Source organism: Solibacillus sp. FSL K6-1554, from assembly GCF_038005185.1.
GTDB classification, from domain to species: Bacteria; Bacillota; Bacilli; order Bacillales_A; family Planococcaceae; genus Solibacillus; species Solibacillus silvestris.
In genome coordinates, this window is record NZ_JBBOSS010000001.1 from 572707 (window position 1) to 598884 (window position 26178).

21 protein-coding genes are annotated in these 26178 nt (G+C 40.6%); 20 read left to right on the top strand and 1 reads right to left on the bottom strand.

Annotated features, from left to right (window positions below; all coding sequences use genetic code 11):
• Positions 1–51 precede the first annotated feature (51 nt).
• The 10 genes from MHB58_RS02880 to MHB58_RS02925 all read left to right on the top strand — a co-directional run bounded on the left by MHB58_RS02880 (position 52) and on the right by MHB58_RS02925 (position 14979).
• Positions 52–612 carry a cob(I)yrinic acid a,c-diamide adenosyltransferase gene (locus MHB58_RS02880; RefSeq protein WP_008404520.1) on the top strand — a complete coding sequence of 187 codons (561 nt, stop codon included), beginning with the start codon at positions 52–54 and terminating at the stop codon, positions 610–612.
• Between the two features lie 205 nt (positions 613–817).
• Positions 818–3106: a heterodisulfide reductase-related iron-sulfur binding cluster gene (locus tag MHB58_RS02885; protein ID WP_014824740.1), complete on the top strand. Its 2289-nt coding sequence runs from the start codon at positions 818–820 to the stop codon at positions 3104–3106.
• Between the two features lie 298 nt (positions 3107–3404).
• Positions 3405–4595: an acetyl-CoA C-acetyltransferase gene (locus MHB58_RS02890; RefSeq protein ID WP_014824739.1), complete on the top strand. Its 1191-nt coding sequence runs from the start codon at positions 3405–3407 to the stop codon at positions 4593–4595.
• Between the two features lie 13 nt (positions 4596–4608).
• The gene (locus tag MHB58_RS02895) at positions 4609–5463 is read left to right on the top strand and encodes a 3-hydroxybutyryl-CoA dehydrogenase (RefSeq protein ID WP_065216622.1); all 855 of its coding nucleotides are present in this window, start codon (positions 4609–4611) and stop codon (positions 5461–5463) included.
• Between the two features lie 9 nt (positions 5464–5472).
• Entirely contained in the window at positions 5473–6609 is a 1137-nt protein-coding gene (locus MHB58_RS02900; RefSeq protein ID WP_339263732.1) for an acyl-CoA dehydrogenase, read from the top strand.
• A gap of 203 nt (positions 6610–6812) precedes the next feature.
• Positions 6813–7949 (top strand): acyl-CoA dehydrogenase, encoded by a 1137-nt coding sequence (locus tag MHB58_RS02905; RefSeq protein ID WP_340734633.1) that lies wholly within the window; start codon positions 6813–6815, stop codon positions 7947–7949.
• Between the two features lie 3 nt (positions 7950–7952).
• The gene (locus MHB58_RS02910; RefSeq protein ID WP_340734634.1) at positions 7953–8588 is read left to right on the top strand and encodes a TetR/AcrR family transcriptional regulator; all 636 of its coding nucleotides are present in this window, start codon (positions 7953–7955) and stop codon (positions 8586–8588) included.
• A gap of 92 nt (positions 8589–8680) precedes the next feature.
• Positions 8681–11923, top strand: a complete 3243-nt coding sequence (icmF, locus tag MHB58_RS02915) for a fused isobutyryl-CoA mutase/GTPase IcmF (RefSeq protein ID WP_340734635.1) — start codon at positions 8681–8683, stop codon at positions 11921–11923.
• 511 nt (positions 11924–12434) lie between these two features.
• Positions 12435–13019: a DNA-directed RNA polymerase subunit delta gene (gene rpoE / locus MHB58_RS02920; protein ID WP_008404501.1), complete on the top strand. Its 585-nt coding sequence runs from the start codon at positions 12435–12437 to the stop codon at positions 13017–13019.
• A gap of 355 nt (positions 13020–13374) precedes the next feature.
• Positions 13375–14979, top strand: coding sequence for a CTP synthase (locus MHB58_RS02925; protein ID WP_008404498.1), 1605 nt, complete (start codon positions 13375–13377; stop codon positions 14977–14979).
• Positions 14980–15324: 345 nt separating this feature from the next.
• Here MHB58_RS02925 and MHB58_RS02930 read toward each other — a convergent pair whose 3' ends face one another.
• Positions 15325–15897, bottom strand: a complete 573-nt coding sequence (locus MHB58_RS02930) for a DUF2529 domain-containing protein (protein ID WP_014824734.1) — start codon at positions 15895–15897, stop codon at positions 15325–15327.
• 280 nt (positions 15898–16177) lie between these two features.
• On the opposite strand from MHB58_RS02930, the gene MHB58_RS02935 reads away from it, so the two are divergent.
• From MHB58_RS02935 to prmC, 10 genes are all read left to right on the top strand, one after another.
• On the top strand, positions 16178–16549 hold the full coding sequence (locus tag MHB58_RS02935; protein WP_081483462.1) for a response regulator: 372 nt from the start codon (positions 16178–16180) through the stop codon (positions 16547–16549).
• Positions 16550–16736: 187 nt separating this feature from the next.
• Positions 16737–17591 carry a class II fructose-bisphosphate aldolase gene (locus tag MHB58_RS02940; RefSeq protein WP_008404492.1) on the top strand — a complete coding sequence of 285 codons (855 nt, stop codon included), beginning with the start codon at positions 16737–16739 and terminating at the stop codon, positions 17589–17591.
• Between the two features lie 185 nt (positions 17592–17776).
• Positions 17777–18427 (top strand): fructose-6-phosphate aldolase, encoded by a 651-nt coding sequence (gene fsa, locus MHB58_RS02945; RefSeq protein WP_008404490.1) that lies wholly within the window; start codon positions 17777–17779, stop codon positions 18425–18427.
• Between the two features lie 258 nt (positions 18428–18685).
• Positions 18686–19963 (top strand): UDP-N-acetylglucosamine 1-carboxyvinyltransferase, encoded by a 1278-nt coding sequence (locus tag MHB58_RS02950; protein WP_008404487.1) that lies wholly within the window; start codon positions 18686–18688, stop codon positions 19961–19963.
• Positions 19964–20119: 156 nt separating this feature from the next.
• Positions 20120–21085 carry a class II fructose-bisphosphatase gene (gene glpX, locus MHB58_RS02955; protein ID WP_008404484.1) on the top strand — a complete coding sequence of 322 codons (966 nt, stop codon included), beginning with the start codon at positions 20120–20122 and terminating at the stop codon, positions 21083–21085.
• Positions 21086–21276: 191 nt separating this feature from the next.
• Positions 21277–22560 (top strand): transcription termination factor Rho, encoded by a 1284-nt coding sequence (rho, locus tag MHB58_RS02960; RefSeq protein WP_008404483.1) that lies wholly within the window; start codon positions 21277–21279, stop codon positions 22558–22560.
• Positions 22561–22812: 252 nt separating this feature from the next.
• Positions 22813–23013, top strand: a complete 201-nt coding sequence (gene rpmE / locus MHB58_RS02965; protein WP_008404481.1) for a 50S ribosomal protein L31 — start codon at positions 22813–22815, stop codon at positions 23011–23013.
• A gap of 420 nt (positions 23014–23433) precedes the next feature.
• Positions 23434–24006, top strand: a complete 573-nt coding sequence (locus MHB58_RS02970; protein WP_008404479.1) for a thymidine kinase — start codon at positions 23434–23436, stop codon at positions 24004–24006.
• A 207-nt stretch (positions 24007–24213) separates the two neighbouring features.
• Positions 24214–25290 carry a peptide chain release factor 1 gene (gene prfA, locus MHB58_RS02975; protein ID WP_008404476.1) on the top strand — a complete coding sequence of 359 codons (1077 nt, stop codon included), beginning with the start codon at positions 24214–24216 and terminating at the stop codon, positions 25288–25290.
• Entirely contained in the window at positions 25277–26140 is an 864-nt protein-coding gene (gene prmC, locus MHB58_RS02980; protein ID WP_041865795.1) for a peptide chain release factor N(5)-glutamine methyltransferase, read from the top strand. The genes prfA and prmC overlap by 14 nt, the downstream gene beginning before the upstream one ends.
• Positions 26141–26178: the final 38 nt, after the last annotated feature.

Genomic DNA, 26178 nt, shown 5'->3' on the forward strand with positions numbered 1-26178 from the left:
AAAGGAAATTTTCAAAAATTCTAGAATACTTAATCGAAAGGGTGATGATGGATGAAATTATATACAAAGCAAGGCGATACAGGAAAGACGAGCATTATTGGAGGACGTGTTGATAAAGACCATCTGCGTGTTGAAGCATACGGGACAATTGATGAGCTGAATTCATTTATCGGTAAAGCTGTCAGTGAATTGGAGCAAGAAAAGTTCAAGGATTTGATTGACGACTTAACAGCGATTCAACATGAATTGTTTGATGGAGGCGGGGACTTGGCAAATGTAATGAAAGAACGCCATTACAAACTTACCGAAGAACCAATCACTGTTTTGGAAAACCGTATCGATGCACTTTCCGAAGAAGCTCCACCATTAAAACGTTTCATTTTACCAGGGGGAGCACCTGCAGCAGCTACTCTGCATATCGCTCGAACAGTTGCCCGCCGTGCGGAACGCGAAACTGTATCTTTAATGAAAGAAATTGAAGATGTTTCACCAGTTGTACAAAAATATTTAAACCGATTATCGGATTATTTATTTGCTGCAGCACGTGTTGTAAACTATCGATTATCGATTCAGGATGTCGAATATATTCGTAGTGGCGACGTATTTAAATAAACGAAAAATGCTAGTTAAGACGGTAAAATCGTCTAACTAGCATTTTTTATATTTTGATTTAATTTTCAGAATAAATGACGAAATCTGTTGACTGAATGCTCATTCATTATTACAATGGGTTTATAGTTTAATATGGAAAAATAGTTTATCGGGGTGTATGAGATAAACAAAGGGGTTTAAGCTTCGTATTCTAGGGGGGAAAAGGATGAATACATTTTTAATCATTAACTGGATTGCATTTTTTGCCGTGTTACTTTATGCGCTGGGGTTATTCGCATATTTGCTGAAAACACGTTATGACTACATTCAGCTTGGTCGCAAAGAAGAATTCAATCACAAATTTTCTGAACGTATGTCGGATATTGTCGAGAAAGTATTCGGCCAGTCAAAACTATTAAAAGATAAAAAGATGGGTCTTGTACACGTTCTGTTTTTCTATGGATTTTTAATGGTTCAGTTCGGAGCAATCGATTTAATCTGGAAAGGTCTGGCGCCAGGTTCACATTTACCGCTCCGCGGCCTGTATCCGGTATTTACATTTACACAGGAGTTAGTTGTACTAACAATTTTAATCGCAGTTGCGGTTGCATTTTACCGTCGTTATATGGAAAAGCTTGCGCGTTTAAAGCAAGGTTTTAAAAATGGCTTAGTGTATATGTTTTTAGCAATCCTGATGTTTGCTACATTATTTGGCAACGGCTTTTATTTAATATGGCAGGAACATAGTTTAACAGGTTCTGAACCAGTAGCATCTGCAATTGCCTGGGTATTCCAGTGGATGAATCCGACGATTGCTGCTGTCTTGTTCTTCGTTATGTGGTGGGCACACTTGTTGGCGTTATTAGCATTCCTTGTTTATATCCCGCAAGGTAAGCACTTCCACTTAATTACGTCGATTTTCAACGTTTATTACAACCGTCAAGACCGTATTGGCACATTACGTCCAATCGATTTTGCTGCATTGGAAGAAGCGGAAGATGAAGAAAGTATGCCGCCGCTTGGAGTCGGAAAAATTCACGATTTCACGCAAAAGCAAATGCTTGATCTGTATGCATGTGTAGAATGTGGACGTTGTACGAATATGTGTCCGGCAACAGGTACAGGAAAAATGCTTTCACCGATGGACCTGATCGTAAAATTACGAGACCATCTAACATTTACCGGTGCAGTTGAGCTAAAGAAAAAGCCTTGGGTACCATTCTCATTCTTTAATAATACACAAGGTAACCAATTGGCAATGGCTGCTGGTGCTGAAGGTGCAGTAATTGAAGACATTTACAGCCCGTCATTAATCGGCGATGTTATTACAGAAGAAGAAATCTGGGCTTGTACAACATGCCGTAACTGTGAAGATCAATGTCCGGTAATGAATGAGCATGTTGATAAAATTATTGATTTACGACGTTATTTAACAATGACTGAAGGTAAAGTGAATCCGGATGCCCAACGCGCAATGACAAACATTGAGCGCCAAGGGAATCCATGGGGCTTAAACCGTAAAGAAAAAGAAAACTGGAGAGAACTGGACGAAACAGTACACGTTCCAACAGTAAAAGAATTGAAAAAATCAGGCGAAGAAATGGAATATTTATTCTGGGTCGGTTCAATGGGTTCATTTGATAACCGCTCACAAAAAATTGCATTGGCATTCGCTAAATTAATGAATAAAGCAGGCGTTAAGTTTGCCATTTTAGGTAACAAAGAAAAGAACTCTGGAGATACACCACGCCGCTTAGGTAACGAATTCCTGTTCCAGGAGCTTGCAACAGCCAACATTGACGAATTTGAGAAAAATGGCGTGACGAAAATTGTAACGATTGACCCGCACGCATACAACATTTTCAAAAATGAGTATCAGGATTTCGGCTGGAAAGGTGAAGTACTTCACCATACAGAATTACTATACGATCTGATTCAGGAAGGCCGTTTAACAATGGATTACCGTGTGGATGAAACGATTGTATTCCACGATTCATGTTACTTAGGACGCTATAATGATGTATTCGACCCGCCACGTGAAATTTTAAAAGGTATTGCAGGCGTGAAGCTAGTTGAAATGGAGCGTAATCGTGAAGACGGTATGTGCTGTGGTGCAGGCGGTGGCTTAATGTGGATGGAAGAGCATGTCGGAAACCGTATTAACGTTGCACGTACAGAACAGGCAATTGCAACACAGGCATCGGTTATTTCTTCAGGCTGTCCTTACTGTTTAACAATGCTTTCGGATGGAACGAAAGCAAAAGAAGTGGAAGATACAGTCGGCACTTACGATATTGCTGAAATTTTAGAGCGTGCAGTATTCGGAACACCGGAAAAAGTGCAAGTTCAACAAGTGCAAGAAGAAGTAGTAGAAGAAACAGTTGCTTCACCTGTAGAACCGATTGAAGTTGAGAAACAAGCATCAGCAGTTGAAACTTCATCACTTACAGAAGAGCAGCAAGTGGCAACAGATACGGCACCTGCTGAAAATGAAAATAACGATCAAAACAAGTAAAAATAGAATTAACGAGAATAAAATTTATAGTCAGTATATTTGAATAATTTGTTGCGAATTCAAATGGGTTTTAATACAATGAAAGTAAGCGAAGAAATGAGAGTAGTAAATACTCTCATTTTTTTCTAAATATTGATTGAGCGAGCGTTCAGTCGAATTACTAATTACAGACTGCAAACAGTGTTTCTATTAGTAAATGATGGGGATCGTTACTAATAGATTAATAGCCTGCAGGAACTTCACAATACGGATGGCGATGTACAAAATTCGGATTAATTCAAACAAAGGGGTGTATGGATTGTCGAGAACAGTTATTTTAGACGGCGCACGAACACCATTCGGTAAATTTGGTGGCGCATTAAGTTCATTAACAGCAAGTGATTTAGGCGGAATTGCAATTAAAGAAGCATTGGTGAAGGCCAATGTATCAGCAGATGAGGTAAATGAAGTCATTATTGGAACCGTATTGCAGGCGGGACAGGGGCAAATCCCTTCACGGCAAGCTGCAACAAAAGCGGGAATTCCTTGGAATGTGAAAACCGAAACAATTAACAAAGTATGTGCTTCAGGCATGCGCAGTGTTACTCTTGCCGATCAGCTTATTCGATTAGGGGACGAAGAAGTGATCGTGGCAGGTGGAATGGAATCGATGTCAAACGCACCGTACTATATGCCAAAAGGTAGATTTGGTTTGCGTATGGGAGATGCTAGTTTAGTAGATGGCATGATTTATGATGGTTTGTCTTGTGCCTTCCATCCGAAACAAGTGCATATGGGCATTTACGGTAATAGCACAGCGCACAAGTTTGAGATTTCTCGTGAACAGCAGGATGCATGGGCGGTACGTAGCCATGAAAAAGCACTGGCGGCAATGGACTCAGGGAAATTTGCAGAGGAAATCGTAGCAGTGGAAATCCCACAGCGTAAAGGCGAACCGCTTCGTATGGAGACGGACGAGGCACCGCGAGCAGGGACAACATTGGAAACGCTAACAAAATTAAAGTCGGCGTTCAGCAGTGACGGTACAATTACAGCTGGTAATGCCCCAGGTGTGAATGACGGAGCATGTGCACTAGTACTAATGAGTGAAGAAAAAGCACATCAGGAAAACCGTCAGCCACTTGCAACAATTCTCGCGCATGCTGAAGTAGGGGTAGCACCTGAAGATTTCCCGCAAACACCGGGACTTGTAATAAATGAATTGCTAAAAAAATCTGGCAAAACATTGGAAGACATTGATTTAATCGAAATTAATGAAGCATTCGCAGCGGTTGCTCTTGTAAGCAATCAAATTAGCGGACTGGATGAGAGCAAAGTAAATGTTAACGGGGGTGCCGTAGCTTTAGGACATCCGATTGGAGCAAGTGGTGCCCGTATTATTTTAACACTCGCTTACGAACTGAAGCGTCGTGGGGGCGGTCTAGGAATTGCGGCTATTTGTTCTGGCGGCGGTCAAGGGGACGCGGTATTAATCGAAGTAACAAACTAAGGGGATGAAATAAATGGCAATTCAAAAAGTAATGGTCATCGGCGCAGGGCAAATGGGTTCCGGGATCGCACAAGTTTGTGCACAGGCAGGCTATGAAGTCATTTTGAATGATATGAAGGATGAGTTTTTCGAACGCGGTTTAAATACCATAACGAAAAATTTGGCACGCGATGTTGAAAAGGGCCGTAAAACAGAAGAAGAAAAATCGGCTGTTTTAGCTCGAATTACTAAATCATTGACGATTGAAGATGCAAAAGACGCGGACATTATCATTGAAGCGGCAGTCGAAAACATGGATATTAAACAATCGATTTTTAAGCAGCTTGATGAAATTGCACCTAAGCATGCCATTTTAGCGACGAATACATCGAGTTTACCGATTACCGAAATTGCGGCAGTGACAAAACGTCCTGAGCAAGTAATTGGTATGCACTTCATGAATCCGGTTCCAGTCATGAAGCTTGTTGAAATTATTCGCGGATTGGCAACAGCGGATGAAGTGTATGAAACGGTTGCTGAAATGACAAAGCAGCTGGGGAAAACAGGTGTGGAAGTAAATGATTTTCCGGGCTTTATTTCAAATCGTATTTTATTGCCAATGATCAATGAAGCAATTTATGCATTGTATGAAGGCGTAGCGTCGAAAGAAGCAATTGACGATGTGATGAAAATGGGGATGAACCATCCGATGGGTCCATTAACATTAGCTGATTTTATCGGGTTGGATACATGCTTGTCGATTATGGAAATTTTACACGAAGGACTAGGTGACAGTAAGTATCGTCCATGTCCGTTATTACGCAAATATGTGGCAGCCGGCTGGTTAGGCAAAAAGAGCGGTCGAGGGTTCTACATATACGAAAGCTGAGGGACTTCTATGAATTTACAATTTACTGATGAGCAGTTGATGATGCGTAACATGGTTCGTGATTTTGCTAAAACCGAAATTGAACCGTTTATCGAGCAAATGGAAGCGGGAGAGTTTCCGAGGCATTTGCTGACGAAAATGGGTGAGCTTGGTCTGATGGGAATTACTGCACCTGCTGAATATGGCGGGGCGGAAATGGATTTTACTTCCTACATTATAGCGATTCATGAGCTGTCGAAAGTAAGTGCGGTAATGGGTGTTATTTTATCAGTGCATACTTCTGTCGGCACAAATCCGATATTATATTTCGGCAATGAAGAACAAAAGAAAAAGTATGTACCGAAGCTAGCAAGTGGAGAATCGATCGGAGCATTTTGTTTAACAGAGCCAAGTGCCGGTAGTGATGCAGGTTCACTGAAAACTCGGGCAGTTCGTGACGGCGAACATTATGTGCTGGACGGCGCAAAAGTGTTTATTACAAATGGTGGGGAAGCCGATGTGTATATCGTCTTTGCTTCTACCGATCCGGAAGCAGGTTCTCGGGGGATTTCCGCATTTATCGTAGAGAAAAATACACCAGGTCTGATAATCGGAAAAGACGAGCGAAAAATGGGTCTTCACGGTTCTCGTACGGTTCAGCTTACATTTGAAAACATGCGCGTTCCTGCAGAAAACTTGCTCGGGCAAGTAGGGGATGGCTTTAAAATTGCATTGGCCAACTTGGATGTAGGACGAATCGGCATTGCAGCTCAAAGTTTAGGAATTGCCGAAGCAGCATTGGAAGCGGCAACTGCCTATGCAAAAGAGCGGATACAGTTCGGAAAGCCAATTGCCCAGCAGCAAGGGGTCGGCTTCAAGCTTGCCGATATGGCAACAGCAGTGGAAGCTTCGAAACTGCTCGTCTACCGAGCTGCCAACATGCGCAGTGAAGGGCTGTCATGCGGAAAAGAAGCATCGATGGCAAAACTGTTTGCTTCTCAAACAGCGATGGATACAGCGATAGAAGCCGTACAAATATTAGGCGGCTACGGCTATACCGAAGACTATCCGGTGGAACGCTATTTCCGCGACGCAAAAGTTACACAAATTTACGAAGGCACAAGCGAAATCCAGCGCATCGTTATTAGTAAGCATGTGATGGGGTGACGTACTTAAAAATATTGTTGATTGAAGTGGAGGTTCGACTCCAGCGGGAAAAGCACGACGCCAGAGACTAGGAACAAAAGCTAAGAACGCCACGTCCTGTGGCAACGCTTTTGTGACCAACATCCGTGTTGGCCTCGTGCCCGCGGAAAGCGTAACCGTAACGGAAATCAACGGGTAATCTAATTTAAAGGGGATATGGGGATATGAACTTTCAATTATCAGAAGAACACCAACAATTACGCGAAATGATTCGCGATTTTGCAATCAATGAAGTAGCACCAACAGCAGAGCACCGCGATGAGCACGAAGAATTCGACCGAGGCATTTTCGATAAAATGGCCGAGCTAGGCTTAACAGGTATTCCTTGGCCGGAAGAATATGGCGGAGCAGGGTTTGACTACTTGGCATACTGTATCGCAGTTGAAGAATTGTCACGTGTTTGTGCATCGACAGGGGTAACATTGTCAGCACATACATCACTTGCAGGCTGGCCGATTTTCAAATTCGGTAACGAAGAGCAAAAGCAAAAATATCTTCGTCCAATGGCAGAAGGTAAGAAAATCGGTGCTTACGGTTTAACAGAGCCAGGTTCAGGCAGTGATGCAGGCGGAATGAAAACATATGCCGTAAAAGACGGGGACGACTATATTTTAAACGGTTCGAAAATCTTCATTACAAATGGTGGAGTGGCAGATATTTATGTCGTATTTGCGGTGACAGAGCCGGAAGCGAAAAATGGTACGACTGCCTTTATCGTTGAAGCAGACTACCCAGGCTTCTCTGTAGGGAAAAAAGAGAAGAAGCTAGGTATCCGTTCATCTCCAACGACAGAGATTATTTTTGACAACTGCCGTGTACCGAAAGAAAACGTACTAGGTGAAGAAGGTCAAGGTTTCATTATCGCGATGAAAACGCTTGATGGCGGACGTAACGGAATTGCAGCACAAGCGGTCGGGATTGCACAGGGCGCATTGGATGCAGCGGTTGATTATGCAAAAGAGCGTGTTCAGTTCGGCAAGCCGATTACTGCAAACCAAGGGATATCATTCAAGTTAGCGGATATGGCAACAGAAATTGAAGCTTCACGTTTATTGACGTACCAGGCGGCATGGTTGGAATCAAATGACTTACCATACGGAAAAGCATCGGCAATGGCAAAACTGCTTGCGGGTGATACAGCGATGAAAGTAACGACAGAAGCTGTTCAGGTTTTCGGCGGCTATGGCTATACGAAAGATTACCCGGTAGAGCGTTATATGCGCGATGCGAAGATTACGCAAATTTATGAAGGTACACAAGAAATCCAACGCCTTGTAATTTCGCGTATGATCACGAAATAGCCTATGGCGAAAAATGATAAGCTGCACGTCCAATCGTCAATAAAAGATGAAAATAAAATTATTGCCCGCCGTCAGCAAATTATCGATGCCGGTGTGAAGCTTTTTAAAGAAAAAGGCTTCCACCGTGCAACTACAAGGGAACTTGCAAAAGCAGCTGGTTTTTCTATCGGGACTTTATATGAATATATTCGTACAAAAGAAGATGTTTTATTTTTAGTTTGCGACAATATCTTCAATGAAGTAACGAAATGTTTAACCGATTTCCCGTCCGATACAGGTACAATCGAAGGTTTGAAACAGGCGATCCGTCATTATTATTTACTGATTGATCAAATGCCTGAGGAGTTTACAATTATGTATCAAGAAACGAAGTCATTGCAAAAAGCTGCGATGCATTACATTCTCGATAAAGAACTTGAAATGGTCGCTATTTTTGAACGCATATTAAAGGACTGTGTGGAAGCTGGTAATTTATCGCTTTCTGAAGATGCAATCTATTTAGCAGCAAACCACATCGTCGTACAGGGGCAAAGTTGGGCATTCCGCAAATGGGCACTGCAAAAACGATACACGATCGATCAATATATAAATTTGCAAACAACAATGTTTTTACGAGGCATTATGCAGTTTGAAAATTAGGAAAGGAGAATCGCCATGTAGAGCAACTAGTTAAACAGTTTGCTTCGTATGGCGATTTTTCATTATTCCAACATAACAAAGGGGTTATTAAAATGGGGAAAACTGAAGTATACAAACCAAAAAATCATATTCGCTTTGTCACAGCATCGAGCCTTTTTGATGGGCATGATGCTTCAATAAATATTATGCGCCGAATTTTACAGTCAAGTGGGGCTGAGGTCATTCATTTAGGCCACAATCGTTCTGTAGAGGAAGTGGTTAATGCTGCAATACAGGAAGATGCGCAAGGGGTGGCACTATCTTCATATCAGGGCGGTCATATTGAATATTTCAAATATATGTACGATCTGCTTCGCGAAAAAGGGGCACCACATATTAAAATTTACGGTGGCGGCGGTGGTGTAATATTGCCGCGCGAAATTAAGGAACTGCATGATTATGGCATTGCCGGCATTTTTTCACCGGAAGATGGGCGCCAATTAGGTTTACAAGGGATGATAAACAAAAAACTTGAAGGTGCAGATTTTTCTACACTAAAAGGAAATTACAAAGAACTTTTAGAACAACTTTCGACTGATACGCCGGAAATTTTGGCGAATTTAATTACAGCTGCCGAAGTTGGCGGGGATGCAGAAATTGAAGAAATGCTGCAGCTTGCACGAACTAAAAGCTTAAACACACCGGTTATTGGGATTACCGGTACAGGCGGCGCAGGGAAATCTTCGCTGACAGACGAACTTATCCGCCGATTCCTGCAAGAATTCCCGGATAAGAAACTTGCCATTATATCGGTTGACCCGACAAAACAAAAAACAGGCGGGGCTTTATTAGGTGACCGTATCCGTATGAATGCCATCTTTAATAATCGCGTTTACATGCGCAGTTTGGCAACACGCGGCTCGCATACGGAATTATCAAGTTCGATTGGTGATGTACTCGATGTTGTACGCACAGCAGGATTTGATTTAATCCTTGTTGAAACAAGTGGTATCGGGCAAGGGGATGCTGAAATTACGAAACATACAGACCTTTCGATGTATGTAATGACGAGCGAATTCGGTGCCCCGACACAGCTTGAAAAAATCGACATGATTGATTTTGCGGATTTGATTGCGATCAACAAATTTGAACGAAAAGGTTCTGAAGATGCATTGCGTCAAGTTCAGAAACAATTCCAGCGTTCACGTGAACTATGGGAAGAACCACTTGATCATATGCCTGTATTCGGGACGATCGCTTCGCAGTTCAACGATTTAGGGACGAACTCATTATTTGCGGCTCTTGTAGCGAAAATTAATGAGAAGTTCGGTTTAGATTGGGAAACTTCGTATGAGCAATTTGTGAAAACGCAAAAGCAAAACATTGTTATTCCGAATGACCGTCGCTATTACTTGCGCGAAATCTCGGAAACAATCAGAAATTATCATAAGCATGCAGAACAGCAGGCATTACTGGCAACGAAGTGGTATCAGCTTGAAGGAACGAAAGCACTACTTCCGGAAAGTGAAACAGCATTAACTGCATCAATTGATTCTTTACTGGAAGGCGTTCAAAATGAATTAACTGCGGAGTCGAAGCGTATACTGAAAAATTGGAATGCATTAAAAGAAGCTTACGCTGGCGACGAACTCATTACGAAAGTGCGTAATAAGGAGATTAAAACCATTTTACGTACCGAGTCTCTGTCAGGCTTGAAGATTCCGAAAGTCGCGTTGCCGAACTTTAAAGATTACGGTGAAATTTTACGCTGGGTGTATAAAGAAAATGTACCAGGTGAATTCCCTTATACAGCAGGTGTTTTCCCGTTCAAACGAGAAGGAGAAGACCCGAAACGTCAATTTGCGGGTGAAGGGACTCCTGAGCGTACAAATAAACGGTTCCACTATTTATCTAAAGATGATGATGCAAAGCGTTTATCGACGGCATTTGATTCAGTAACGTTATACGGGGAAGATCCTCATACACGTCCTGACATATACGGAAAAGTAGGGGAGTCTGGCGTAAGCATCTGTACATTGGATGATATGAAAAAGCTTTATGCAGGCTTCGATCTATGTGCACCTTCTACATCTGTATCGATGACGATTAACGGACCTGCACCAATTATTTTGGCAATGTTTATGAATACAGCAATCGACCAGCAAGTACAGAAGCGTGAACAGGAGTTGGGCCGTACTTTAACGGTGGAAGAATTTACAGAAACGCGTGAACAGACATTGCAAGTAGTGCGCGGTACCGTACAGGCGGATATTCTAAAAGAGGATCAAGGGCAAAATACATGTATTTTCTCAACAGAATTTGCGCTTCGTATGATGGGCGATATCCAACAATATTTCATCGATCATAAAGTAAGAAATTATTACTCGGTATCCATTTCAGGCTACCATATCGCCGAAGCAGGAGCGAATCCAATTTCGCAGCTTGCATTTACATTGGCAAACGGTTTTACGTATGTTGAATATTATTTAAGCCGCGGTATGAATATCGATGATTTTGCACCGAACTTAAGTTTCTTCTTCTCGAACGGTCTTGACCCTGAATATACAGTCATCGGTCGTGTAGCACGTCGCATCTGGGCTGTTGTCATGCGTGAAAAGTACGGCGCAAATGACCGCTCGCAAAAGCTGAAATACCATATTCAAACTTCGGGCCGCAGTCTGCATGCACAGGAAATCGATTTCAATGATATTCGTACAACACTGCAGGCATTGATGGCATTGCAGGACAACTGTAACTCACTGCATACAAATGCATACGATGAGGCAATTACTACGCCTACTGAAGAATCGGTACGACGCGCGATGGCGATTCAAATGATTATTACAAAGGAACACGGCTTATCGAAAAACGAAAACCCGTTACAAGGGGCATTCATTATCGAAGAGCTTACACAACTAGTAGAGCAGGCGGTGCTGGAAGAGTTTGACCGCATGAATGATCGCGGCGGGGTACTTGGTGCGATGGAAACACAGTATCAGCGCGGGAAAATACAGGAAGAATCGATGCACTATGAGCATTTAAAACATTCAGGACAACTGCCGATTATTGGCGTAAACACGTATTTAAACCCGAATCCGCCATCTGAAGAAGCGATCAATAACATGGAGATTGCACGTGCATCTAAAGAAGAAAAAGATCTACAAATTGCAAACTTGGCAGGCTTTAAAGAAGCGAATGCGGACAATAGTCAAAAAGCGCTAGATCAATTAAAAGAAGTCGCAAAAACAGGCGGCAATATTTTTGAAGAACTAATGGAAACAGTTAAAGTAGCAAGCCTTGGCCAAATTACTCAGGCCCTCTATGAAGTAGGCGGCCAATACCGCCGTAATATGTAAGGGATAGATTTGTTGTTGGCAGCTTGCAGAAAACAACTTAATAACAAGCCTTTTTTACTTAGTTATTTGAAAAAAAAGCAAAAAAATGAACTTAGAATACCACGAGTGCGGAAATTTTCGTTATACTAGTAAATACATGGACGATCTGATGAAGGAAGGTGCGCAATAGTGCAACAATATGTACATTATATTTTAATTTTAGCATGCCTAATTGCAACCTTCTTTTTATATAACCGACAATTAGCAGCAATCCCTTTGCTGCTTTTATCCTTTATTTTATTTTATGTTGCCTATAAAAAAGTAACAAATTTAAAAAACAAGAAATGAAACTAGCATAGTGATAGCATGTTTGTATATAATGGGTATTATGCTTATATCCATCCAGTTGTTGTACAAGCAACAGCAGAACGGGTATAAGATCTTCGGCAGATGGTAAGGATTTGGAAGACGAATCCAGACGCAATTACGCCGAGTCGTAATTGATAAATAGACATGTAAGGATGGAAAGGACGTGCACGATTTGAACTTTCGTGGTATGACAGATGAACAATTAGCAGAAGAGTCATTAATCGACTTAGCATACGCACTATTAGAAGATAAAAAACAAGCAATGCCATTAAATGAATTATTAAAAGGTATTCAAGCATTAAATGGGATTTCGGATGAAGATTTAAAATCACGTTTAGTACAATTTTATACTGACTTAAACGTAGAAGGCCGTTTTTTATTAAACCAAGAAAATGGCTGGGGTTTACGTGAGTGGTATAAAGTAGAAACAATCGAAGAAGAAACAGCGCCAACAATTAAGACACGTAAGAAGAAAGCAAAAGCTGTTGACGACGAAGATGAAGATGAAGTTATCGACCTTGAAGAAGAGGATGTATTATTCGAGGAAGATTACGATGAATTCGTTGACGACGAAGAAGAAGAGGAAGAAGTGGATGAGGACATCGACTTCGTTGAAGAAGACATTGAAGAAATCGATCCTGACATCGATGAAGAACTAATCGATGAAGATGATACATTTATTATCGAGGATGATGATGAAGAAGAAATAGATGAAGAGTTAGACGAAGAAGACGAAGAGTTAAAATAAGTATTTTCACATTGGAAATTGAAAGTGCTTGACTTCTATTTCAGTTCCGTATAATCTTTTACTTGGGCTCCTTTAAAAAGGAGATTGACCGTATAAGTTATACGCTCCCCCTGCAAAATAGTGCAGGAGGAGCGTTTTTTATTTTTTCTGGCGTTTTTATCCCGCATTAACGGGTGGTAAGACTCCGCGGGAGATCAACTCCCCGTAAAATCCAGATTGGTTCAACTAATAATCCGAGGGGATGAGCTAAAATCCCCAATGATTGGTAGTTTCACTTTATTAGAAAAACATTCCCTTGCATTTAGGAAGCAATAGAGTGTTTTTCTAATTTGTTTTAAAAGAAGGAGGAATTTGTATGACAAAGTATATTTTCGTAACAGGTGGGGTAGTTTCATCACTTGGTAAAGGGATTGTAGCAGCATCATTAGGTCGTTTATTAAAAAATCGTGGATTGGAAGTAACAATTCAAAAATTTGATCCATATTTAAATATTGATCCAGGTACAATGAGCCCTTACCAGCATGGTGAAGTATTCGTTACAGATGATGGTGCAGAAGCGGACCTAGACTTAGGTCACTATGAGCGATTCATCGATATTAATCTTGGTAAACACTCAACTGTTACTTCAGGTAAAGTATATCAATCGGTACTAAATAAAGAGCGCCGCGGTGACTACAATGGTGGTACAGTTCAAGTAATTCCTCACGTAACAAATGAAATTAAAGACCGTGTACAACGTGCTGGCCGTGAAACTTCTGCTGATGTTGTTATTACGGAAATCGGTGGTACAGTAGGTGACTTTGAATCACTTTCATTCCTTGAAGCGATTCGTCAAATGCGCCGTGATTTAGGCCATGAAAATGTAATGTACATCCACTGTACATTAATGCCTTATATTGCAGCTGCTGGTGAAATGAAAACAAAACCGACACAGCACTCTGTTAAAGAGTTGCGTTCATTAGGTATTCAGCCAAATATTATCGTATTACGTACAGAACAACCAGTGCCGCAGGACATGAAAGAAAAAATCGCGTTATTCTGTGACGTAAAACCTTCTGATATTATCGAATCACGTGATGCAGAACATTTATACGAAGTTCCATTAAATCTTCATGCACAAGGCTTTGACCAAATCGTTCTTGATCATTTCGGTATTACAGCACCGAAAGCAGATATGACAGATTGGAAAGAGCTTGTACATTTAGTGAAAAACTTGGAGCACAAAACACGTATCGCTTTAGTAGGGAAATACGTAGAATTGCAAGATGCTTATATTTCAGTTGTTGAAGCATTAAAACATGCAGGTTATGTATACAATTCGGATATCGAAATCGACTGGATCAATGCTGAGCATGTTACAGCGGAAAATGTTGATGAGTTGCTAGGACAAGCAGACGGTATTTTAGTACCAGGTGGTTTCGGCGACCGTGGTGTTGAAGGGAAAATCGAATCTATCCGTTATGCACGTGAAAACGATGTACCGTTCTTCGGTATTTGCCTAGGTATGCAAATGGCGACAGTAGAATTTGCTCGTAATGTTATGGGCTTGGAAGGCGCACATTCAACAGAACTGGACAAAAACACGAAGTATCCGATTATCGATTTCTTGCCAGATCAAACAGAAGATACAGATATCGGCGGAACATTACGTCTTGGTTTATATCCATGTAAATTAAAAGAAGGATCTCGTGCACGCGCGGCTTACAATGGTGAAGAGTTAGTATACGAACGTCACCGTCACCGTTACGAGTTCAACAATGAATTCCGTGAAGCAATGGAAGCGGAAGGTATGGTATTCTCAGGATTATCTCCTAACAACAAATTAGTAGAAATTGTTGAACTACCAGAGAAGAAATTCTTTGTTGCGGGTCAGTTCCACCCGGAATTAATTTCACGACCACAACGTCCACAACCATTATTCCGTGAGTTTGTTGGCGCAGCATTTAATAATAAAAAATAAAGAGTTGGGGCAAAAGCAGTTCCAAAATTAAAAGCAGCTCAATTTTACGATAGTAAAGTTTGAGCTGCTTAATTTGTATACATACTTTGTATCCGTTGTTCTCCGTTACGGCGGACGCTTTCCTGGGGGCACGAGGCCAACACGATGTTGGTCAGAAAAGCGTTGCCACAGGACGTGGCGCTCCTAGCTTTTGTTCCAAGTCTCTCCCACGTGCTTGTCCCCTGGGAGTCGCCGTCTTCACTCCGAACAACTAATTTTCCTTCTATATCAAAGAAAGGCGCATATAAATTCAAAAATACAAAAGACGACCCCCATACCAGTATGGATTAAGAGTTCGCCAATAATTTATGCGAATGGTGATGGATGGCCGTCCATTAATTCGTCATCCTCTTCATCATCGTCTACGAGCATTTCATCGAATTCCATCTTAATCGCTTCATAAATATATAAAGCTGCTATAAGATGCGGAAAAACGATGCGTTCGCCGAGCTTTGTCGGATGCGGTAAAATGCCGCCACGCACTTTTAATGAAATATACGTATAAGCAAGGTCGCTTAACGGATTGTCGTCACTGGCCACTTCACTTGCGACAGCCGCAAATGGAATGAATTCTGCATGCAGTTGCTGTGCGAGCTTTAATGCTTGTTCATCTGTAGCATGACGCGTAAAAATAATCACACGGTCAGCAGGCATTAGTTCGACCTCTTCTGTATAACGTGCAAATTTAGTGAATGTACCCGCACCAAGCTCTGCATTTACCGCAACAGCTTCCATTTCACCAAATGCCGCAAAGTAAATTGTTCCTTGTCCGATTGCTGCCTGTGCCAATAATCGTGCAGTTTCCTCAATTGATTCTTCTTCAGTTTGCTGTATGCGCTGTAGAAGGCCTGTTAATTGCGTAGTTAAAATTTTAGACATATTTACACCTCAAAGTTATTATAAAATTGTGCACAAAAAAAGCAAAAGCACAAACTCTCTCTATAAAAGAGGGGAAATCAATTTAGTAATAGAATGTAACTTATATAAAGTGAAACTTCAATCAGTGGGGTTTTCTTGCCCACTGATTGTTAGTTGAACCGATCGGACATTTAGGGGTAGTTGAGCTACCGCCTATCCTTTTCGCCCTTGAGAAGTCTAGAGGCGGGAGTCTTACTACCCGTTAATGCGGGATAAATTATTATTGTAATGGGGGATCACATTGAAGGGGATACTAATAGTAGATGATCAGCAGGGGATAAGGATGCTTCTAAATGAAGTGTTTAAAAAAGAAGGATTTACGACTTATTTAGCGGCAAACGGTTTTGATGCAATAAAAATTGCACAGGAAAATGAGCTCGATTGTGTTCTACTGGATATGAAAATACCCGGAATGGACGGTCTGGAAATTTTAGCACGTTTGAAAGAAGAACACCCGGAGCTGCCTGTAATGATGATGACTGCTTATGTTGAACAGCATATGATGGACACTGCAAACGAATTAGGTGTGTTGAAATACTTTACAAAACCTTTTAATATTTTTGAAGTACGTGATGAAGTTAATAAACTAGTAGAAAAGGCTGAAAAAATATAAATGAAACAGGCGAGCAGGCAGTAGCGCATACTGTCTGTTTTTGTTATGATTAATCTAAATGTTTTTGTCAATTCATGTGATTTTGCATAGAATAGACGATGAAAAAAATACTTAAAAAAAGCATTTTGCGCAAACTATGTTTTTCTAGCAGCAAACTATTTATGTATCTTCGAGGAGGATTTTAATAATGGCATTAGTTTCAATGAAAGAAATGTTAATTAAAGCAAAAGCAGAAGGTTATGCAGTAGGTCAATTCAATATTAACAATTTAGAATGGACGCAAGCCATTTTACAAGCAGCAGAAGAAGAAAAGTCACCAGTAATTCTAGGTGTTTCTGAAGGTGCCGGGAAATATATGGGCGGTTTCATTGCTGTTGTAAAAATGGTTGAAGGCTTAATGGAAAGCTACAAAACAACTGTTCCAGTAGCAATTCATTTAGATCATGGTTCAAGCTTCGATAAATGTAAAGAAGCGATCGATGCTGGTTTTACTTCTGTAATGATTGACGCTTCACATCATCCATTCGAAGAAAATATCCAAACGACTAAAGAAGTTGTCGACTATGCGCATGCAAAAGGCGTATCTGTTGAAGCAGAACTTGGTACTGTAGGCGGCGAGGAAGACGGTGTCATTGGTGGCATTATGTACGCAAACCCGCAAGAATGTAAAACATTAGTTGAAGCTACAGGTATCGACTGTTTAGCTCCAGCATTAGGTTCAGTTCACGGTCCTTACAAAGGCGAACCAAACTTAGGATTTGCTGAAATGGAAGAAATCTCAACATTAACAGATGTTCCGTTAGTATTACATGGTGGAACAGGTATTCCGACAAAAGATATTCAACGTTCAATTTCTTTAGGGACAGCAAAAATTAATGTAAACACAGAAAACCAAATCTCGGCAACGAAAGTAATCCGTGAGTTTTTAGAAAATGATAAGAAAACATATGATCCACGTAAATATTTAGGTCCAGCTCGTGAAGCGATTAAAGCGACAGTAATCGGTAAAATGCGCGAATTCGGCAGCTCTGGAAAAGCCTAAGCTTCTTGAGTTTAGAGGCAGAGTTTTTACCACCCGTTAAAGCGGGATAAATGAATCCACAAAAGAAAAGTGCACAAACTATGCGTACTTTTCTTTGTGAACACGTGTTTTTCAACATAAGACATCTCGTTCACAAATGAGCGAGATGTGTTTTTATAATCAAATGTAAATCGGAGGCTATTATAATGAAATTTTTTATCGATACAGCAAACTTTGACGAAATTAAAGAAGCATACTCTTGGGGGATTCTTTCAGGTGTAACGACGAACCCATCATTAGTTGCAAAGGAATCAGGCGTGAATTTCCACGACCGCTTACGTGAAATTGCTGAGTTAGTAAACGGCTCGGTTTCTGGTGAAGTTATTTCTTTAGACGCAGAAGGAATGATTCGTGAAGGGGAAGAATTGGCTGCGATTCACCCGAATATTACTGTAAAACTTCCAATGACACCAGAAGGATTAAAAGCATGTAAACACTTCTCTGAAAAAGGCATCAAAACGAACGTGACATTAATTTTCTCTGCAAATCAAGCATTGATGGCGGCACGTGCAGGCGCATCTTATGTCTCTCCATTCTTAGGACGTCTAGATGATATTGGTCAAGATGGCGTAGAATTAATCCGTGAAATTGCTGAAATGTTTGCTATCCACGAAATTGAAACGGAAATTATTGCCGCATCTATTCGTCACCCGCAACATATTACGCAAGCTGCATTAGCTGGCGCACATATTGCAACAACTCCATACAAAGTTTTACAGCAACTGTTTAATCATCCATTAACAGACAAGGGAATTGAAGGATTTTTAGCGGATTGGGCAAAGCGAGAAGGGAAATAATAAGAATAACTCACAGCAGTTGACTTATTATCAATTACGCCTCGGCGTAATTGTGTCCAGATTTTTTTGAGTTTAGGCCTACAGGACGTGGGTCAGTCAGCCGTTGTCGCACGGCGACGTTTTTAGGCTGACTTCCTCATTAAAACATCCTTTAAAAAATCTGTGACATCTGCCAGAAGCTCATCTTCATTCAGCAGATGTCCGTAGACTTCTGCTGAATGAAGATGAAATTTGTCCAATCGTAAGGGAGAACACAAAATGGATGTTTATAAAATTCAGGGCGGAAATCGTCTAAAAGGTAAAATAACCGTTAGCGGTGCAAAAAATAGCGCAGTTGCTTTAATTCCTGCATCAATTTTGGCAGATTCTTCCGTTACCATTGGGGGAATTCCAGAAATTTCAGATGCATGGACGTTAAAAGCACTTCTAGAAGAAATTGGCGGAGAAGTAACATTCGAAAATGGTAAGATGACGATTGATCCATCAAAAATGGTTGCGATGCCGCTGCCAAACGGCAATGTAAAAAAATTGCGTGCTTCCTATTATATGATGGGTGCCATGCTGGGACGTTTTAAACAAGCGGTAATCGGCATGCCAGGCGGGTGTTTTTTAGGGCCACGTCCAATCGATCAACATATTAAAGGTTTTGAAGCTTTAGGAGCAAAAGTAACAAATGAGCACGGTGCGATTTACTTACGCGCAGATGAATTAATTGGTGCGAAAATTTATCTGGATGTTGCAAGTGTCGGCGCAACAATTAATATTATGCTGGCAGCAGTGCGGGCAAAAGGGAAAACTACAATCGAGAATGCAGCGAAAGAGCCTGAGATTATTGATGTTGCGACACTTTTAACAAATATGGGTGCCAATATTAAAGGCGCAGGAACGAGCGTTATCCGTATTGAAGGTGTCGATGAGCTAAAAGGTACGAAACATACAATTATACCGGATCGAATTGAAGCAGCTACATTTATGATTATGGCTGCAGCGATTGGTGATGGTGTACTTGTCGATAATGTCATTCCGCTTCACATGGAAGCCGTAACAGCTAAACTTCGCGAAATGGGTGTAACTGTGGAAGAGAATGAGGAAAGCATCTACATCTCAAAGCAAAAGAACCTGCAGGCGGTTGATGTAAAAACACTGGTCTATCCAGGATTCCCGACTGATGTTCAACAGCCATTATCTGTTTTAATGACGCAGGCGGAAGGGACATCGATGATTACAGATACAATTTATTCTGCCCGATTCAAGCATATAGACGAACTGCGACGTATGAGTGCAAAAGCCCGTGTTGAAGGCAATACGGCCATCATTCAAGGACCTGCATCTTTGGAAGGATCCACGGTAACGGCAACAGATTTACGCGCGGGTGCTGCATTAGTATTGGCTGGACTTATCGCAAAAGGTGAAACAGAAATTCACGATATCTACCATATTGAACGCGGCTATAGTTCATTAATTGAAAAGCTTTGTGCAATTGGTGCAAATATTCGTAAAGAGTCCATTGTCATTAAAACAAAGAATAATGCATAAATTTGCTATAATTCGTGATCCGAATCGCGCAACGATGAGAGTATGATAATATATATTTGGGTAATAAAAATATGTTAGTTCATAATACAATTCAAAAAAGCAGTTAATTTAGGCTGTTAAAATCGGTTTTAACCGATTACAGGAGGCAAACACAAAATGGAACGTAGTTTATCAATGGAAGTAGTACGTGTAACAGAAGCAGCAGCGATTGCATCAGCGAAATGGATGGGACGCGGACTTAAAAACGAAGCGGACGACGCAGCAACAACAGCGATGCGTGTTATGTTTGATACAATCCCAATGCATGCGACAGTTGTAATTGGTGAAGGAGAAATGGATGAGGCACCGATGCTTTATATCGGTGAAGAATTAGGGCTTCGAAATGGCGGACCTGAAGTTGATATCGCAGTAGATCCATTAGAAGGTACAAATATCGTAGCAAAAGGTACAAATGGCGCGATGACAGTACTGGCAATTGCAGACCGAGGCAATCTATTAAATGCGCCTGATATGTATATGGATAAAATAGCTGTAGGGCCGGAAGCGGCAGGTAAAGTTGATATTAACGCTTCTGTTACGTACAACTTATTGCAAGTGGCAAAAGCAAAAAACAAAGATATTTCAGATGTTGTAGCAACACTTTTAGACCGTCCACGTCATCAGCATATTGTCGATGAAATCCGTGAAGCCGGTGCACGTATTAAATTCATTCAAGACGGTGATGTAGGTGCAGCGATTAACACAGCATTCGATGAAACTGGTATCGATATTATGTTCGGTATGGGTGGTGCACCAGAAGGCGTTATTGCGGCAGTTGCGTTAAAATGTTTAGGTGGCGATTTCCAAGCGAAACTAGTACCTGAAGATGAAGAACAGCTTGCTCGTTGCGTAAAAATGGGAGTCGACGTCGATAAAGTATTAATGATGGAAGACCTAGTTAAAGGCGATGATGCTATTTTTGCAGCAACAGCTGTAACAGATTCGGAGCTTTTACGCGGTGTTCAATATAAAGGTTCCTATGCACTTACACATTCAGTTGTTATGCGTGCAAAAACAGGAACAGTACGCTTTATCGAAGGACGCCACAGCATTGATAAAAAACCAAAGTATGACCAAATTTAACTTCCCGTATAATGTAAGTAGCCTCAGATAGAAAATGCCCACTTTCAAATTACTTACACTATAATATAATAAATGCCCAGTGTAAAAACTGGGCATCTTTCAAATAAAGTGTAGTATACTTCTCTTACACAAATTCCTAAACATCTTTCAATAACTTAAAAAATTAAATTTTAATAGACTGGAGAAAACGTATGACAGCATTAACAATTGCTCAATTAGAAAGCATGACATTAAAAGAATTATATGCTTTGGCGAAGCAATACAAATTATCAAATGCTAGTAAGCTAAATAAAAAGGAACTAATTTTTGCAATCTTAAAAACCCGCTCTGAACAAGAAGGTTTCTTCTTCATGGAAGGTGTTTTAGAAATTATTCCTACAGACGGCTTCGGATTCCTGCGCCCGATTAACTATTCTCCTTCAAAAGAGGATATTTACATTTCTGCTTCCCAAATTCGTCGCTTCGATTTACGAAATGGTGATAAAGTTTCAGGTAAAGTTCGTCCGCCAAAAGAAAATGAACGTTATTATGGCCTATTGCAAGTTGATGCTGTAAATGGCGAAGATCCTGAAGTTGCAAAAGAGCGTGTGCATTTCCCGGCGTTAACGCCCCTTTATCCGGATCGCCATATTAAGTTGGAAACAGTACCTACAAAACTTTCAACACGTATTATGGATTTAGTAGCGCCTGTTGGTTTTGGTCAACGTGGATTAATTGTGGCACCGCCAAAAGCCGGTAAAACGTCTTTATTAAAAGAAATTGCCAACGCTATTACGACAAACCATCCGGAAGCGGAACTAATCGTCCTGCTAATCGATGAGCGTCCGGAAGAAGTAACGGATATCGAGCGCTCAGTAAATGCGGACGTTGTTTCTTCAACGTTTGATGAAGTGCCTGAAAATCATGTGAAAGTAGCAGAGATCGTATTGGAACGTGCACGACGTCTAGTAGAACAAAAACGCGATGTTATTATTTTAATGGATTCGATCACACGTTTGGCACGTGCCTATAACTTAGTGATTCCGCCAAGCGGCCGTACACTTTCAGGTGGTATTGACCCTGCTGCATTCCACCGTCCGAAACGTTTCTTCGGTTCTGCCCGCAATATTGAAGAGGGCGGCAGTTTAACAATTTTAGCGACTGCTCTTGTTGATACAGGCAGCCGTATGGACGAAGTAATTTATGAAGAATTTAAAGGAACGGGTAACCTGGAATTGCACTTGGATCGCAGCTTGGCAGAACGCCGTATTTTCCCTGCAATCGATATCCGCCGTTCAGGTACGCGTAAAGAAGAGCTTCTTATTCCGAAAGACCAGCTTGATAAATTATGGGCAATCCGTAAAACATTCAGCGATTCACATGATTTTGGTGAAAAGTTCTTACGCAAACTACGCACAACAAAAACAAACGAAGAATTCTTTGAAAAGCTTGATACAGATATGAAGAAAGCTACGAACGGTAAAGGGTTGTTATAGATTTTAGAAGATTGAGCTCGAATGGATATCAAGTTCTTGATTTAGTGAGGAACTACATACATTCAATTTCGTAAAATAATATAAAATAGTTGCAACCTTTTTTAAAACTTGCTATACTTCTTTAAGTATGAAACGTGCACATATATAGCTGACCTCAACACATTACGTATGTAGTGACATATTCGGGCTATGTAAGGTGCAGTTCGAAAATACTCTGTTCCGGATGGTTCAGGGCGAGAGGAGAAAACGAATATGAAACAAGGTATCCACCCAGATTACAAAGTAGCAACAGTAACTTGCTCTTGTGGTAATTCTTTTGAAACAGGTTCAGTTAAAGAAAAGATCTCAATCGAGTTCTGTAACGAATGTCACCCATTCTATACAGGTCGTCAAAAGTTCGCTTCTGCTGACGGACGTGTAGATCGCTTCAACAAAAAATATGGTATGAAATAATACCTCTGCCCATTTCCGCATTGCTGGAAATGGGTTTTTAATTTTTTGAAGCACTGATTTCATTTTATTAGAAGATATTGAGCAGGTATTAGAACAGTTTTACTGGTTATTAGAAAATCTGAATCGTTTATTTGAAAACCTCCGCCGGATAGTAGAAAATGTACATATTATATTAGAACTTCAGACTTTTATTAGAAAAAATAAAAATATATTAGAAGAATTTAGAAGATATTAGAAAACTTTCGCATATGTTTTTCTAAAGAGAAATATTCTAATAAATAGAGGACCTTTTGCAATAGACGAATGGCAAAAAACTAGCTAAGATAAAAGAAGTGAAAAGTTGACCTTGAGTTTCATGCTCAAGGTTTTTTGTTGGTGAAAAACGAACTTGTAATTTTATTTAGAAACGGGGATAAATAAATGGCGCAATTATTTTATAAACATGGGGCGATGAATAGCGGGAAATCGATTGAAATTTTAAAAGTTGCCCACAATTATGAAGAACAGAATAAAGCGGTAATGATTTTTACTTCAGGAATTGATACGCGCGATGAAGTCGGTACGGTTTCAAGCCGAATTGGTTTAAGACGTCCGGCAGTTGCGGTTTTTGAAGATACAAATATATATGAAATCGTGGAAAAACACGAAGGAAAATTATATTGTGTACTAGTTGATGAAGTGCAATTTTTAACAAAAGAACATGTTTTGCAGCTGACTCAAATTGTAGATGAGCTGAACATTCCGGTTATGGGCTTTGGCTTAAAAAATGACTTCCAGAACGAACTGTTTGAAGGTAGCCGTTATATGACGATTTACGCGGATAAAATTGAGGAAATGAAAACAATTTGCTGGTTCTGCCATAAGAAAGCGACGATGAATTTACGAGTAGATGAAAATAAAAAACCAGTCCGTACAGGTGATCAAATTCAAATTGGGGGTAATGATAGTTATTACCCTGTTTGCCGCAAATGTCATTCCAATCCGCCACTATAATTTTAGGTGAAGAATAGATATTGAAACGACACAACAAAATTTAAATATATGAGTGCCAATGTGTAAATGATATGAAGAAAGTTCAACATAGATGTAGCAACAACCGCAAAATTTCTTTATACTAGTAAAGGTGCATTTTAACGTGACTCGTGAGAAGACGAGTGAAATACAACTAATAACAAAATAACTTTTAGAGGTGAAATATAGATGTTTGATCGTTTACAGGCGGTTGAAGACCGTTACGAAAGATTAAATGAATTGCTAAGCGACCCGGATATCGTCAGCGATTCTAATAAGCTTCGCGAATATTCGAAAGAGCAATCCGATATTCAGGAAATGGTAGATGTATACCGTGTATACAAATCGGTGAAAGAGCAACTGGCAGATACACGCGAATTAATGGAAATTGAAAAAGATGCAGAAATGCTTGAGATGATGAAGGAAGAGTTTAATGATTTAAATAAACAAGTTCCGGAATTAGAAGAGCGTCTGCGAATTTTATTAATTCCTAAAGACCCGAATGATTCGAAAAACGTAATTATGGAGATCCGCGGAGCTGCTGGCGGTGACGAGGCTAACATTTTTGCAGGTGACTTATTCCGTATGTATACACGCTATGCGGAAACGCAAGGTTGGAAAGTGGATGTAATGGAAGCAACACCAAACCCGGCAGGCGGTTATAAAGAAGTAATCTTAATGATTAACGGTCAAGGTGCTTATTCGAAATTCAAATATGAAAACGGCGCACACCGTGTTCAACGTGTACCGGCGACAGAATCACAAGGCCGTATCCATACATCAACTGCTACGGTTGCATGTTTACCGGAAGTTCATGTAGAAGATGTAGAAATTCATGAAAAAGATATTCGCGTTGATACATTCGCTTCATCTGGTGCGGGTGGTCAGTCGGTAAATACAACGATGTCAGCTGTTCGTATGACCCACTTACCGACAGGTGTTGTCGTTTCGATGCAAGATGAACGTTCACAAATTAAGAACCGTGAAAAAGCGATGAAAATTTTAGTAGCGCGTGTAGCGGATAAACACCGTCAAGAAGCACAGGCTGAAATCGATGCAACACGTAAGACAGCAGTAGGAACAGGCGACCGTTCTGAACGTATCCGTACTTACAACTATCCACAAAACCGTGTAACAGATCACCGAATTGGTTTGACGATTCAAAAACTTGATCAAATCGTTGAAGGTAAATTGGATGAAATCATCGATGCACTTATTTTAGATGAGCAGGCAACACGCTTATCAAATTTAAATGAAGATGCATAAAACCATTTTTGAGGCCCTGAATGGGGCTTCTTCTTTTTTAGAGAAGAACGGTCGCGAAGGAAATGCCGCAAGAATTTTATTGCAGCATATTTTACAGACAAGCTATTCGGGTTTAATGATGAAGATGCACGATGTTCTACCTGAAGAGCAGCAACAGCAGTTCGATGATTTTATTCAAGAACATGTGAAAGGGCTTCCTGTACAATATATAACGGGTGTAGAGGAATTTTACGGCCGTACATTTGTAGTTGATGAATCGGTACTGATTCCTCGTCCGGAAACGGAAGAACTGGTTGTCGGAACGATTGAGCGTATTCGCAAGTTATTTGGGGATAATCAAAAGCTGAAGTTTGCCGATATTGGGACAGGCAGTGGTGCTATTGCTATTACGATAAAAAAAGAATGTCCACAACTTGATGTAACAGCAACAGATCTTTCCCCTGCAGCACTTGCAACAGCACAAAAAAACGCTGAGCAGCTGCAGGCAGAAATTGAATTTAAGCTTGGCGACTTAACAGAACCGATTGCGAATGAAAAATGGGATGTTGTACTTTCGAATCCGCCTTATATCGCCTATGAGGAAATGGAGGAGATGTCCGATGTTGTCGTAGCTCACGAACCGCATCAGGCATTGTTTGCAGATGAAGATGGACTCTTGCTTTATCGTAAACTAGCAGAAAGCTTACCGGCCCTTATGAAAAAGCCGGCGTTAATTGGTCTGGAAATAGGATATACACAGGGAGAAGCCGTAGCGAATTTTTTCAAAAAAAGCTTTCCAAATGCCTATGTATCAGTCGTTCAAGATATAAATAAAAAAGATCGTATTGTTTTTTGTGAGATTAGTGAATAAAAAATAGATTCCTTGTAAACAATGTTTGCAAGGGGGAA

Bases quoted from the DNA above. Each gene is read 5' to 3' on its own strand.
- MHB58_RS02880 (WP_008404520.1), top strand. From the start codon at position 52: ATGAAATTATATACAAAGCAAGGCGATACAGGAAAGACGAGCATTATT.
- MHB58_RS02885 (WP_014824740.1), top strand. From the start codon at position 818: ATGAATACATTTTTAATCATTAACTGGATTGCATTTTTTGCCGTGTTA.
- MHB58_RS02895 (WP_065216622.1), top strand. From the start codon at position 4,609: ATGGCAATTCAAAAAGTAATGGTCATCGGCGCAGGGCAAATGGGTTCC.
- MHB58_RS02900 (WP_339263732.1), top strand. From the start codon at position 5,473: ATGAATTTACAATTTACTGATGAGCAGTTGATGATGCGTAACATGGTT.
- MHB58_RS02905 (WP_340734633.1), top strand. From the start codon at position 6,813: ATGAACTTTCAATTATCAGAAGAACACCAACAATTACGCGAAATGATT.
- MHB58_RS02910 (WP_340734634.1), top strand. From the start codon at position 7,953: ATGGCGAAAAATGATAAGCTGCACGTCCAATCGTCAATAAAAGATGAA.
- icmF (WP_340734635.1), top strand. From the start codon at position 8,681: ATGGGGAAAACTGAAGTATACAAACCAAAAAATCATATTCGCTTTGTC.
- MHB58_RS02925 (WP_008404498.1), top strand. From the start codon at position 13,375: ATGACAAAGTATATTTTCGTAACAGGTGGGGTAGTTTCATCACTTGGT.
- MHB58_RS02930 (WP_014824734.1), bottom strand. From the start codon at position 15,897: ATGTCTAAAATTTTAACTACGCAATTAACAGGCCTTCTACAGCGCATA.
- MHB58_RS02940 (WP_008404492.1), top strand. From the start codon at position 16,737: ATGGCATTAGTTTCAATGAAAGAAATGTTAATTAAAGCAAAAGCAGAA.
- fsa (WP_008404490.1), top strand. From the start codon at position 17,777: ATGAAATTTTTTATCGATACAGCAAACTTTGACGAAATTAAAGAAGCA.
- MHB58_RS02950 (WP_008404487.1), top strand. From the start codon at position 18,686: ATGGATGTTTATAAAATTCAGGGCGGAAATCGTCTAAAAGGTAAAATA.
- glpX (WP_008404484.1), top strand. From the start codon at position 20,120: ATGGAACGTAGTTTATCAATGGAAGTAGTACGTGTAACAGAAGCAGCA.
- rho (WP_008404483.1), top strand. From the start codon at position 21,277: ATGACAGCATTAACAATTGCTCAATTAGAAAGCATGACATTAAAAGAA.
- rpmE (WP_008404481.1), top strand. From the start codon at position 22,813: ATGAAACAAGGTATCCACCCAGATTACAAAGTAGCAACAGTAACTTGC.
- MHB58_RS02970 (WP_008404479.1), top strand. From the start codon at position 23,434: ATGGCGCAATTATTTTATAAACATGGGGCGATGAATAGCGGGAAATCG.
- prfA (WP_008404476.1), top strand. From the start codon at position 24,214: ATGTTTGATCGTTTACAGGCGGTTGAAGACCGTTACGAAAGATTAAAT.
- prmC (WP_041865795.1), top strand. From the start codon at position 25,277: ATGAAGATGCATAAAACCATTTTTGAGGCCCTGAATGGGGCTTCTTCT.